The organism is Ensifer oleiphilus (genome assembly GCF_013371465.1).
GTDB lineage: Bacteria > Pseudomonadota > Alphaproteobacteria > Rhizobiales > Rhizobiaceae > Ensifer > Ensifer oleiphilus.
In genome coordinates, this window is sequence record NZ_JABWDU010000001.1 from 1,399,201 (window position 1) to 1,411,418 (window position 12,218).

A 12,218-nucleotide genomic window follows, 5' to 3' on the forward strand; every position below is an offset into this window, starting at 1 on the left:
GGTGAAAAATCACCGCTAAGAACTCCGGCCACCGCCGGAAATTTGCGATCCAGTGTACGGGGAGGAAATGCAGCGACGGCGGATGAACACCTTGCGGCCGCGGAAAGATGATACGGTTTCAACCGGCAATTCCGGCTCGATCACTCCCTGGCGCCAAGCTCTGGAAAGCTCCGGCTGCCCGGCCGACGATTCTATCCCGTCAACACTTTCTCCTTGTGATGCTTTTATGTTTTCTATGTCACATTGGCAAGGGAAAAGCCTGTGCCGCCACAATAATGATCGATTCGCTTGCCCCGGTAGAGTAGGCCGGGGAACGGCGAATCGTATGCCTTGTCCGCGTTGCTGAAGGAGCGCTGTCAAGCTTTGGTTAACCATAAGGGTTCATTGATCAAGGGATGTCGCGGTGTGCGCGGGCGGATGCCCGGTGCGTTGACCGCTCGGATTTCGTGGATTGACGGAGAGACCTAGGTGAAGCCTTTGGCTGTTCATAGGGGCGCTTCACTGTTGTCGGCACTGCTGCGCGGTGGCGCGCGTGTCGTGGCCTCAGTGTTTGTGGCAGCGGCATTGATGGTGCCCGGGCCGGTGGTACATGCGGCCGAGCCCGTGCCTTTGCTGGCATTCGGCGCTCGGGTTGCCGGTGACGACGCACGCACGCGCGTCGTCGTCCAGTTTGACCGGAAGCCCGACTTCTCGATTCATTATGTGGCAAACCCCGTGCGGGTCGTCGTTGATCTGCCGGAAACTGCCTTTGGCCTGAAGGCCGAGAGCCTCGAGCCGCGGGGATTGTTCGAGGCCATCCGCTATGGCGGCATGGGTGCTGGCAGTTCTCGCCTTGTGCTATCGGCAAAGGGGCCCGTCGCGGTCACCAACGCGGAAGTCATCGAGGAGGAGGGCGGCAAGAGCTATCGCCTGGTCATCGATGCCGAGAAGGTCGACCAGCCCCGCTTCGATGCGCTCCTGGGTGATCAGCAATGGACGGGTTCTGTTGTCGCGGCAAAAACGGACAGGCCGACGATTGCGCCCGCCGAAAAGGGCGGCGCCTTCGTGATTGCCATCGATGCCGGTCATGGCGGTATCGACACCGGAGCGATCGGCGGAGCCACCAAGACCGAGGAAAAGCACGTCACGCTTGCCTTTGCGCAGGAGTTGGTTGCCACCCTCAGCCGTGAAAGCGGCATTGAAGCCTTTTTGACGCGCGACAAGGATGTCTTCCTGTCATTGCCGCAGCGGGTGCAGATCGCCCGCAACAAAGGCGCCAATCTGTTCATTTCGATCCACGCCGATACGCTCAGGCAGAAGGACATTCGTGGCGCGACCGTCTATACGATTTCCGACAAGGCCTCCGACCATTTGGCTGCCGACCTCGCGCAGCGCGAAAACCTCTCCGACGAGATCGCTGGCGTACCGCTCCAGAGTGAGCCGGCGGAAGTCGCCGATATTCTGATCGATCTGACACGCCGCGAAACCCAGGCTTTCTCGGTCAATATGGCGCGCACGGTGGTGTCGTCTTTCGAAGGACAGATCAACCTCATCAACAATCCGCACCGTCATGCGGGCTTTCGCGTGCTGCAGGCGCCGGATGTTCCCTCAATCCTGCTTGAGCTCGGTTTCATGTCGAACAAGGACGACGAGAAGCTGCTGCTGGATCCGGAATGGCGAAAGAAAGTATCTGGCCTTCTTGCGGTTGCCATCAAGCGCTACCGTGATCAGGCTGTTGCAAACGGCGGCTAAGGTTTGGCCGCGACAAGCTGTTTGACGGGGTGGCATAGGAAGTGATTTGTGTCGCTCTGGTAACAGCGATATGCTTTTCAACAGGATGCGCACTCGATAATCGGTAACAAGCCCTATTTTACGCACAATCCGGGACCTATCCCGAATTGCGCCCGGATTTGTTGGGAAACAGTGTTGATGCCCGGTGCCCCTCGCCATATGAGGAGCTGGGTGGGCGCGTGTAGCCGCGATGCCAGACGATTTCTGATGGAAGCGTTTGGCCAGGCCGACGGAATGCGGACCGATGGGACGGGAAGCGTCCTGATTGGTTTTGCGGCCTGGCAATTGGACGATAATAAGGTACCGGTATCTGACTGATGATCAGACTGATTGGATATTTCTTCGGCATTGGTGCGTTCTTGCTGCTCGGTGTCGCCGCGGCCGTTGCCATCTATCTCGGCAGCGTCACCAAAGATTTGCCGGATTACGAGGTGCTGGCGAAGTATTCGCCGCCGGTGACCACGCGCTTTCACGCCGGTAATGGCGCGCTGATGGCGGAATACGCCCGCGAGCGGCGCCTCTATTTGCCGATCCAGGCGATCCCGGACCGCGTCAAGGCTGCGTTCATCTCGGCTGAAGACAAGAATTTCTATCAGCATCCCGGCGTCGATATCACCGGCCTGGCCCGTGCCATTGCCGTCAACCTCCAGAATTTCGGTTCGGGTCGCCGCCCTGTCGGCGCCTCGACGATCACCCAGCAGGTCGCCAAGAACTTCCTGCTCTCGTCGGACCAGACGATCGACCGCAAGGTCAAGGAAGCGATCCTCTCCTTCCGCATCGAGCAGGCCTATAGCAAAGACCGCATTCTCGAGCTCTATCTCAACGAGATCTTCTTCGGCCTCAACTCCTACGGCATCGCCGGCGCGGCGCTCACCTATTTCGACAAGTCGGTGACGGAACTGACCATTGCCGAGACGGCATACCTTGCGGCGCTGCCGAAGGGGCCCGCCAACTATCATCCTTTCCGCAAGGCGGATGCCGCCATCGAACGCCGCAACTGGGTCATCGACCGCATGGTCGAGAACGGTTACGTCTCCAAGACCGACGGCGAAGACGCAAAGAAGCAGCCGCTCGGCGTCAATCCGCGCCGCGGTGGTGCCCATCTTTTCGCCTCCGATTTCTTTGCAGAAGAAGTGCGCCGGCAGATCATCCAGAAATATGGCGACAACGCGCTTTATGAAGGCGGCCTTTCGGTTCGCACCTCGCTCGATCCGCGCATGCAGATCGCTGCGCGCAAGGCGCTGCAGGAAGGGCTGCTCAGCTATGACGAGCGCCGCGGTTTCCACGGTCCGGTCAAGTCGATCGAGATCGGCGGCGACTGGGGTGAGCCGCTTGGCAAGGTCGTTGCCCTGGCCGACGTACCGGAATGGAAGCTGGCAGTCGTGCTGTCTGCCGATGGACAAGGTGTCGAGATCGGCATCCAGCCGGACAAGGAAGCATCCGGCAAGATCATCGCCGAGCGCGTCACCGGGCATATTTCCGCAAAGAATATGCAGTGGGCCTATCGCTCTGCCGGCGGCGAACGCAAATCCGCCAAGTCGCCGGAAGGTGTGCTCGGCCCAGGCGACGTCGTCTATGTCGAGCCGCTCGCAGAGAAGGGCGAATATCGCCTGCGTCAGCCGCCGAAGGTTCAGGGCGGTCTCGTCGCCATGGATCCGCAGACCGGCCGCGTGTTGGCGATGGTCGGTGGCTTCTCCTATGGTCAGTCGGAATTCAACCGTGCGACCCAGGCGATGCGCCAGCCGGGATCCTCGTTCAAGCCGTTCGTCTATGCCGCTGCGCTCGACAACGGTTACACGCCCGCATCGGTCATTCTCGACGCGCCGATCGAAATCGTCGCCGGCGGCCAGGTCTGGCGCCCGGAGAACTATGGCGGTGGCTCGGCCGGCCCGTCGACGCTGCGTCTCGGCATCGAGAAGTCCCGCAACCTGATGACGGTTCGCCTCGCCAACGACATGGGCATGAACATCGTTGCCGAATATGCCGAACGCTTCGGCATCTACGACAAGATGCCGCCGTTGCTGGCGATGTCGCTGGGTTCGGGTGAAACGACAGTTCTGCGCATGGTTTCGGCCTATTCGGTTCTTGCCAATGGCGGCAAGCAGATCAAGCCGTCGCTGATCGACCGGATCCAGGACCGCTACGGCAAGACGATCTTCCGTCACGAGGATCGGACCTGCGACAATTGCAACGCAGGCGATTGGGCAGAGCAGGAAGAGCCCGTGCTCACCGATAACCGCGAGCAGGTCCTCGACCCGATGACCTCCTACCAGATCACCTCGATGATGGAGGGTGTGGTCCTGCGCGGTACCGCTGCCGGCAAGATCAAGCTCGATCGCCCGGTCGCCGGCAAGACCGGCACCACCAACGACGAAAAGGACGCCTGGTTCGTCGGCTATACGCCCGATCTCGTCGCAGGCCTTTACCTCGGCTTCGACAATCCGGCCCCGCTCGGCCGTGGCGCGACTGGCGGCAGCCTTGCCGTGCCGATCTTCAACAACTTCATGCAGGAAGCCGTGAAAGGTACGCGTCCCGGCAAATTCGTGGTGCCGGAAGGCATGAACATGATCGCCGTCAACCGCAAGACCGGCATGGCCGCCTATGAGGGCGAGCCGGACACGATCATCGAAGCCTTCAAGCCCGGCACCGGCCCGGCCGACACCTTCTCGGTCATCGGCGGTCTCGACCAGTACGTGCCGCCGGAGGAAATCTTGAAGAATTCTCCGCAGGCCAACCAGGCCGTCACCTCCGGTTCCAACGGCCTGTTCTAGGCCCTATCCTTCGTCTCGCAATGCCCGCCGCCTTTACATCAGCGGCGGGCATCGCTATTTGACGCTCACGTTAAATCGGGTTCACAAGAAGCAGGATCATGCGCAGCGAAATCGAGAACATTGTCGACGAAATCAAGCAGGCCATAAGCCTGCTGAGGAGGCATCTTTGACTGGGATCAGGCGGTAAGACGACTGGACTGGTTGAACAACAAGGCGGAAGATCCGTCGCTGTGGAATGATGCGGCCGAAGCGCAGAAGCTGATGCGCGAGCGCCAGCAGCTCGACGATGGCATCAATGGTCTGCGCCGTTTCGAGCAGCAGCTCCGCGACAACATCGAACTGATCGAGCTCGGCGAGGAAGAGGGCGACGCCGCCATCGTTGCCGATGCCGAACAGGCGCTGCGCGAGCTGCGCAACGAAGCGGCCAAGAAACAGGTCGAGGCGATGCTTTCGGGTGAAGCCGACCAGAACGACACCTATCTCGAAGTGCATTCCGGTGCCGGCGGCACGGAGAGTCAGGACTGGGCGAACATGCTGTTGCGCATGTACACCCGTTGGTCCGAGCGCCAGGGATACAAGGTCGAACTGATGGAAATTCAGGACGGCGAAGAGGCGGGCATCAAGTCGGCGACGCTGCTCGTCAAGGGCCACAACGCCTATGGCTGGCTGAAAACCGAATCGGGCGTTCACCGCCTGGTGCGCATCTCCCCCTATGACAGCAACGCGCGTCGCCACACTTCGTTCTCGTCGATCTGGGTTTACCCGGTTGTCGACGACTCGATCCAGATCGACATCAACGAGAGCGATTGCCGCATCGACACCTATCGCTCGTCGGGCGCCGGCGGCCAGCACGTCAACACGACGGACTCGGCGGTGCGTATCACGCACATGCCGTCCGGCATCGTCGTGCAGTGCCAGCAGGAACGCTCGCAGCACAAGAACCGGGCCAAGGCCTGGGACATGTTGCGCGCCCGTCTCTACGAGTCGGAACTGAAGAAGCGCGAAGACGCGGCCAACGCTGAAGCGGCTTCCAAGACCGATATCGGCTGGGGCCACCAGATCCGCTCTTACGTGCTGCAGCCCTACCAACTGGTCAAGGACCTGCGCACCGGCGTCGAAAGCACGGCGCCGGGCGATGTCCTTGATGGCGAACTGAACGAGTTCATGGAAGCAGCCCTTGCCCACCGCGTCAGCGGCGGTGCGGATGCTGCTGTGGATGATTTGAACTAGCACCGATTGTCGGCGGCGCTTTGCCTGCATGACGAAGCATAGACGAGACGAAGAAGGCCGGGTGTTTTCATCCGGCCTTTGTTTTTGGCGTCTCGCGCATGGGAGCTTTTTGCAGCGCGCGCTGCCTTTGATGCCCGTCTTTGCTCATCTCTTGGTCTCAGGACGGCTGCACGCCTGTTGCGCGACATGGCATCAGTTCGATGCCCGCTCCACCTTGATATCGCCGAGGTCGTCGATCAGAACCGTCCAGGTCTCAGGTTCGCGGGCGGCAGGATCGGTCTTCAAATAGACGGTCGCGAACATGCCGGGCTGTGCGGTCACCCCCGTCGAGGTTTCCGGCCTGATGTCGGTGACATAGGCCTTCAGCGACGAAAACTCCTCGAGTTCTGCGGAGGAGATGACTTCCGGTCCAGCGGGTGTCGCCGCGATCTGCTGCAGATGGATCTGTGCCGTGCCGTCCTGTTGCCTCAGCGCGATCAGCTTGTAGTAGCCGCGCCGTGGTGCGCCCTCGGCGTTCTTCGACTCCGTGGCGGGCTCTGCCTGCGGATCGCTCGGGTCCAGTGCCGAAAGCGAATCACCACTTTCTTCCCAGTAGCCGGTGCTGGTGACGAAGGTCACCTGTGGCGAAACGACGTTCGCATCCTCCGCAAGGGCGCTCGCGCCGGTCACGGCAAGAAGAAGCGCAAGGAGGAGGGACTTGTGCATCGCTCTTGATTTCCTGTTCGAACCGCGATGAGGTGTTTGTTCTAGAATTGACGCTCTGCCCGGCGGCCCGTGATCGCAGGGATCATAGCATATCGCGCGTCGGAGCCGCTGGTTCAATTCGAAAATTGCTCGGCCAGGATGCGGTCCGACCAGGAATGATCGGGATCGGACAGGATGCGGGCGGTCATGTTTTCCGATTCGGCGATGCGCACCTTCGCCACCGATTTGACTTCCTGGTGGTCGGCAACGGCGTTGACCGGCCGCTTGTCAGCCTCGAGGATTTCGATCTCGACGGTGACATGGTTCGGCAGTAGGGCGCCGCGCCACCGCCGCGGACGGAACGGGCTGACGGGCGTGAGTGCCAGAAGAGGGGCTTCCAGCGGCAGGATCGGTCCATGGGCGGAGAGGTTATAGGCGGTGGAGCCGGCGGGTGTGGCCAACAGCAGACCGTCGCATGTCAGCTCTTCAAGCCGGGTCTTGCCGTCGATCACCACACGCAGCTTGGCGGCCTGGTAGGATTGCCGGAACAGATAGACTTCGTTGATCGCAAGTGCCTTGAACGTCGCGCCTGCACCGTCGGTGGTCTGCATCTCCAGCGGGCGAAAGGCATTTTCCACCGCGTTGCAGATCCGCGCAGTAAGATTCTCGGTGCTGTAGCGATTCATCAGAAAACCAACCGATCCCCGGTTCATTCCGTAGACGAGCTTGCCCGAGTTCATCGTTTGGTGCAGCGTCTGCAACATGAAGCCATCGCCGCCGAGTGCGACGATAACGTCGGCCTTGTCGGCATCATGGTCGCCGTAAATCGCCTTCAGATCTGCCGCTGCCTTTTGCGCCTCTTCAGCTGGTGAGGCAAGGAACGCGAGAGAAGTGAACGTGCGGGCCATGAATTTTCAGTCCGTTCAACAGGTTGAGCATAGCCGCGATGGCCGAGCCTAGGCTTCGTTTCTGGCACGGCGTGGCGCCGAACGCATCTGAAAAATTGGGAGAATTCGCAATTTTGCTTTACACGCTGTGAGATTGTGATAACTCCCACCGCTGAAAGTGCCCTTATAGCTCAGTTGGTAGAGCACCTGATTTGTAATCAGGGGGTCCCGGGTTCGAGTCCTGGTGGGGGCACCACTTTTTCCCGATAGATATTGAATTCGTAATGCCGCGATCCGGCACATTGACGATGTTTGGTGAACGCCCGCGCGGTAAGCCGACGGAACGCTTGGCGCATCCCAACGCGCCCTGGGCAATATCGTCTGGTCACGCGAAGCATTGCGCTTTGCAGTGCCTGTACAACGGCTTGCGGGCTCAGATCTCGAACGAACCGGCCCCTTTGGGAACAATCTCTCGGCATTTCTGCATGGCGTTCAGAAGATTGTCGGCCAGATAGTCGATCAGGGCGCGGGTCGCCGGCAACATGCCGTGACGCGAGGGGAAAACGAGGTGGACGACGACGTCGCCCGAACTCCATTCCGGCAGCACCGGGGCAAGCACGCCGGCCCGAAAGGCGCGTTCGCAGATGTGGTCGGGCAGAAGAGCGACGCCCATGCCCTCGATCGCAGCGCGCTCGAGGATGAGGAAATCGCTGCAGCCGATGATCGGTCGGTGCGAAATTTCCGTGGTATTTCCCTCGGTATCGACAAGGCGCCAGACATCGGTTGCGTGGCTCTCGTTCATCGAAAGCGTCGGCATTTCGCTCAGATTGTCGATCGTGACGTCATCGAAGCGGGCGAGCAGCGTGGGGCTTGCCGCCAGCCTCTGGCGGACCTCGCCAAACCTGCGGATGATCAGTTGATTGTCGGTGTCGAGCTGATCGCGAGCACGCAATGCAACGTCGATCCGCTCCTCGATCAGGTCGATCCGCCGATTGGTCGCCGTAATCAGCAGGCGAACGCCCGGGTAGCGGCGGTGAAACGCAGGCAGGATGTCAGCAAGCATCGGTGTGAAGCCGAGCGGGCAGGCGAGGCGGACCGTGCCGGTCGGCTCGGCCCTGACGGCGGCGATCTCGGCTTCAGCGACTGCGACGCCATCGAGCAAGCTCTGGCAATGTTCATAGAAGACCCGGCCGATCTCCGTGACGCGGAGCTTGCGCGTCGAACGCTCCAACAGCCGCACGCCAAGCTGCTCTTCGAGGCGTGCCACGTGTTTGCTCAGCTTGGATTTGGGTATATTCAGATCGCGCGCCGCTGCACTGAAGCCGTTGTTGCGCACGACGGCAGCGAAGAGGGCGAGGTCGTTCAGGTCCTGCATCTGTTTTTGGTCTCCACCGCCGGATCGCTGGTTTCATTGTTTCCATCTGGAAACAGTATGTCAAATAACCGCTGACTTATCGCGCGATTGTTTTCAAATCATATGTGATGCACCGCAACGCCAACACAAAGGTGCTTCCCATGAACGTCCTTCATATCGACTCGGGTATCCTCGGTGATCATTCCGTCTCCCGTCGCCTCACAGCAGCTATTACCGCCCAGATCCAGGCAGACCGTCCGGATACCAAGGTGACCTACCGCGATCTCGCAAGCAGCCAGATCCCGCATCTGACCGGCGCACAGATCATGGCACCTGCCGATCTCGCCGGCGTCGACGCCGGCCTCGCTGCCGAAGTCACGATCGGCCGCGAGATGCTCGAAGAGTTCCTGGCCGCCGACACGGTCGTCATCGGCGCTCCGATGTACAATTTTTCCATCCCTAGCCAGCTCAAGGCCTGGATCGATCGCCTGGCCGTCTCCGGCAAAACCTTCCGCTACACCGAATCCGGTCCGGAAGGCCTCGCCAAGGGCAAGAAGGTGATTGTCGCCTCGACCCGCGGCGGCCACTATTCTGCCGGCCCGGCTTCGGCCATGGATCACCAGGAAGCGTACCTGAAGACGGTGTTCGGCTTCTTCGGCATCACCGACGTCGAGTTCGTCCGCGCCGAAGGCCTGAACCTCAGCGCCGACTCCAAGCAGTTCGCGATCGCCGAAGCTGAAAAGACCATTGCCGAAGGCACCGTTCTTCGCCTGGCAAGCTAAGTCAAGAGTTCAGCGGATCACGTCAGTGGTTCGATGAAGGGGCGTTGGCCCCCATTGCGGACAGTGCCGGTTGCCATGCAGCCGGCATTGTCCGTTTTCGCATGGGGCAATCTGTATTATGATGTGCCGATGAGAGACCGGCGGAGAATGGCTTTGGCTGTCGTCGCTGCGGTGGTCGCGCTGGTGGCCGCTGATGTCGGATATGCGGCTCCGCCTGATACACGCTGCACCTGCCGCAATCGCGACGGTTCCAAGTACGAACTCGGCCAGACCGCCTGTCTGCGCGTGGACGGGACTTCCTATCTCGCGCGCTGCGAGATGAACCTCAACGTCACCACCTGGAAGAAGCTGCGCGAGGGGTGCCCGACCGCGAGCAATCAGAGCAGATGGTTTCGTGCTGGCGAAGGAACCGCGGCTCGGTTCTGACGTCCTCAGAAGCATGCTCTGGAGCCGCGAAACGGTTATTGTGTGCGCGACGCTGATGCAGGCGCCTGCCGTTTCACCCGATATCGCCGACCATCCGCTGAATTCTAGCCGCAAACTCTCCGGCTCCCAGGAGCCAGAGGGCATTTGACGTGTTCGCCAGCCTTGCCGAAAAGGCCGGCTTACTTGCTGAGGAACTGACGGGCCGCATACATGGCGATCGCTGCCGCATTAGAGACGTTCAGCGACTTGATCGCGCCCGGCATGTCGAGCCGGGCGAGCGCCTTGACGGTGGAGCGGGTCTTCTGGCGGAGCCCCTTGCCCTCCGAGCCAAGCACCAGCGCGACCTTGCCGCCAGCAAACGTGCCCTCAAGCGGCTCGGGTCCTTCCGAATCAAGGCCGATCGTATGAAAGCCGAGGCGGTGCAGTTCCTCGATCGTGTCGGAAAGATTGGTGATCTGGATATAGGGGATCATTTCCAGGGCGCCGGATGCAGACTTTGCCAGAACACCTGATTCGGTCGGGCTGTGGCGAATGGTGGTGATCAGGGCGCCGGCATCGAACGCGACGGCCGAGCGCATGATCGCCCCGACATTGTGGGGATCGGTCACCTGATCGAGCACGAGAATGAGTTGGCATTCGCTGAGCGCTTCGAGCTTGCGCAACGGTAGCGGCTTGGTTTCGAGCATCACGCCCTGGTGGATTGCATCAGGACCGAGGATCTTGTCGAGATCCTGCGGCGCCACGGTCTCGACCGGGAAGGGGAGTTCTGACAATTCGCCGAGTTCGAGTCGTGCGGCTGCGTTCTGTGTCACGCACAGACGAACGATCTTGCGCGACGGATTGTCGAGTGCTGCACGAACCGTATGAAGGCCATAGAGCAGCACCTGTTCGGGTGCGAGCGCTGGCGGCTTCCAGTCGCCGGGCTGCTTGCGCCAGCGATCCTGCTTGGGTGTCGGGATTTCCCCGCGCTCGCGCTTGGCGTCGCGGTGGGCGCGCCTGAGAGTGGCGTAATGGGTGTTCTTGGCGCTCTTGTCGCCCGTATCATCTTTGCTCATGCCTGCCTTATAGAGCGCTTCGCCTGACCTGGGAACGGAATTCGATGGCGGTGGATAAAGCGGGCCTGTGGAGAATTTCGCAAATTTTCGGTTTTGGCGTGTTGACAGGAGCAGGGCGGGCCGTCATATACCCGGCGCAGAACGAGAGGCGGCCACGACAAATCGCTGGTTGTCTCACGATCTCAAATGCTTGGTCGACTTGATCCCGACAGAATAATGGAGGGATGCCCGAGTGGTTAAAGGGGACGGACTGTAAATCCGTTGGCTTCGCCTACGTTGGTTCAAATCCAACTCCCTCCACCATTCTGCTTCTGGATCGAAGGCCCGCGGGTATAGCTCAATGGTAGAGCAGCAGCCTTCCAAGCTGAATACGCGGGTTCGATTCCCGCTACCCGCTCCAGCAGCGCTGAAATTTCTCACCTGACTAATGTTGTGCTTCAAAAGCTGTCTGTAAGCCGTTGTTTGCTCTTTATTCGGCCTGAAAAATGATTCGCGAATCGGTCTGGCTTGCATGTTCGATGCGTCGTTCTTACATGTCGGTAGGAAATGGCCGCCGTGGCCGGTCCGGGCGCACGCAATTAAGTCTTGCGCAAATCCCTTGAAACCCTTAAACGGCTCCACAAACCGGCCCCGCCGGCTGATCAATCATACTTGACCACAGGAAACGTACCCATGGCAAAGAGCAAATTTGAGCGCAACAAGCCGCACGTTAACATTGGCACGATTGGCCACGTTGACCATGGCAAGACGTCGCTGACTGCAGCGATCACGAAGTACTTCGGCGAGTACAAGGCGTACGACCAGATCGACGCTGCTCCGGAAGAAAAGGCCCGTGGTATCACGATTTCGACAGCTCACGTTGAGTATGAGACGCCGAACCGTCACTACGCGCACGTCGACTGCCCCGGCCACGCCGACTATGTCAAGAACATGATCACCGGTGCAGCGCAGATGGACGGCGCGATCCTGGTTTGCTCGGCTGCTGACGGCCCGATGCCGCAGACCCGCGAGCACATCCTGCTTGCTCGCCAGGTTGGCGTTCCGGCAATCGTGGTGTTCCTGAACAAGGTCGACCAGGTTGACGACGCCGAGCTTCTCGAGCTCGTCGAGCTTGAAGTTCGCGAACTTCTGTCGTCCTACGAATTCCCGGGCGACGACATTCCGATCATCAAGGGTTCGGCACTTGCTGCTCTTGAAGATTCCGACAAGAAGATCGGTGAAGACGCGATCCGCGAGCTGATGGCTGCTGTCGACGCCTA

The 12,218-nt window shown here is 60.3% G+C and carries 10 protein-coding genes and 3 tRNA genes; 9 read left to right on the forward strand and 4 right to left on the reverse strand.

Features of this window, described 5'->3' with window-relative positions:
• Nucleotides 1-567 precede the first annotated feature (567 nt).
• The 3 genes from HT585_RS06705 (at nt 568) to prfB (ending at nt 5,771) form a co-directional block, all read left to right on the forward strand.
• Nucleotides 568-1,731, forward strand: a complete 1,164-nt coding sequence (locus HT585_RS06705) for an N-acetylmuramoyl-L-alanine amidase (RefSeq protein ID WP_176352207.1) — start codon at nt 568-570, stop codon at nt 1,729-1,731.
• Nucleotides 1,732-2,087: 356 nt separating this feature from the next.
• A complete protein-coding gene (locus tag HT585_RS06710) occupies nt 2,088-4,541 on the forward strand; it encodes a penicillin-binding protein 1A (protein WP_176352129.1) in 2,454 nt (817 codons plus the stop codon).
• 98 nt (nt 4,542-4,639) lie between these two features.
• Nucleotides 4,640-5,771 (forward strand): peptide chain release factor 2 gene (gene prfB, locus HT585_RS06715; RefSeq protein WP_173419726.1). Its coding sequence is split into 2 segments (ribosomal slippage): nt 4,640-4,708 and nt 4,710-5,771, totalling 1,131 coding nucleotides; the frame shifts between segments, so codons are not numbered across the junction.
• Nucleotides 5,772-5,963: 192 nt separating this feature from the next.
• Here the strand turns inward: prfB and HT585_RS06720 are convergent.
• Both HT585_RS06720 and HT585_RS06725 read right to left on the reverse strand, forming a co-directional pair.
• Nucleotides 5,964-6,476 (reverse strand): hypothetical protein, encoded by a 513-nt coding sequence (locus tag HT585_RS06720; protein ID WP_176352130.1) that lies wholly within the window; start codon nt 6,474-6,476, stop codon nt 5,964-5,966.
• A gap of 113 nt (nt 6,477-6,589) precedes the next feature.
• Complete coding sequence (locus tag HT585_RS06725) at nt 6,590-7,363, reverse strand: NAD kinase (RefSeq protein WP_176352131.1); 774 nt, start codon at nt 7,361-7,363, stop codon at nt 6,590-6,592.
• A gap of 159 nt (nt 7,364-7,522) precedes the next feature.
• Between HT585_RS06725 and HT585_RS06730 the strand changes: the two genes are divergently transcribed.
• Nucleotides 7,523-7,598: transfer RNA gene (locus HT585_RS06730), tRNA-Thr, on the forward strand.
• A gap of 177 nt (nt 7,599-7,775) precedes the next feature.
• On the opposite strand, the gene HT585_RS06735 is transcribed toward HT585_RS06730, so the two are convergent.
• Nucleotides 7,776-8,717 (reverse strand): LysR family transcriptional regulator, encoded by a 942-nt coding sequence (locus HT585_RS06735; RefSeq protein WP_176352132.1) that lies wholly within the window; start codon nt 8,715-8,717, stop codon nt 7,776-7,778.
• Between the two features lie 140 nt (nt 8,718-8,857).
• Here HT585_RS06735 and HT585_RS06740 point away from each other — a divergent pair, with 140 nt between their 5' ends.
• Complete coding sequence (locus HT585_RS06740; RefSeq protein ID WP_176352133.1) at nt 8,858-9,478, forward strand: FMN-dependent NADH-azoreductase; 621 nt, start codon at nt 8,858-8,860, stop codon at nt 9,476-9,478.
• Between the two features lie 147 nt (nt 9,479-9,625).
• The gene (locus HT585_RS06745; protein WP_425513720.1) at nt 9,626-9,904 is read left to right on the forward strand and encodes a hypothetical protein; all 279 of its coding nucleotides are present in this window, start codon (nt 9,626-9,628) and stop codon (nt 9,902-9,904) included.
• A 179-nt stretch (nt 9,905-10,083) separates the two neighbouring features.
• Here HT585_RS06745 and HT585_RS06750 read toward each other — a convergent pair whose 3' ends face one another.
• Nucleotides 10,084-10,959, reverse strand: a complete 876-nt coding sequence (locus HT585_RS06750; protein WP_176352134.1) for a TrmH family RNA methyltransferase — start codon at nt 10,957-10,959, stop codon at nt 10,084-10,086.
• 218 nt (nt 10,960-11,177) lie between these two features.
• On the opposite strand from HT585_RS06750, the gene HT585_RS06755 reads away from it, so the two are divergent.
• The 3 genes from HT585_RS06755 to HT585_RS06765 form a co-directional block, all read left to right on the forward strand.
• Nucleotides 11,178-11,262 (forward strand) — tRNA-Tyr (locus HT585_RS06755).
• Nucleotides 11,263-11,285: 23 nt separating this feature from the next.
• Nucleotides 11,286-11,359: transfer RNA gene (locus HT585_RS06760), tRNA-Gly, on the forward strand.
• Between the two features lie 272 nt (nt 11,360-11,631).
• On the forward strand, nt 11,632-12,218 hold a 587-nt coding region (locus HT585_RS06765), incomplete at its 3' end, for a GTP-binding protein (protein ID WP_176352135.1).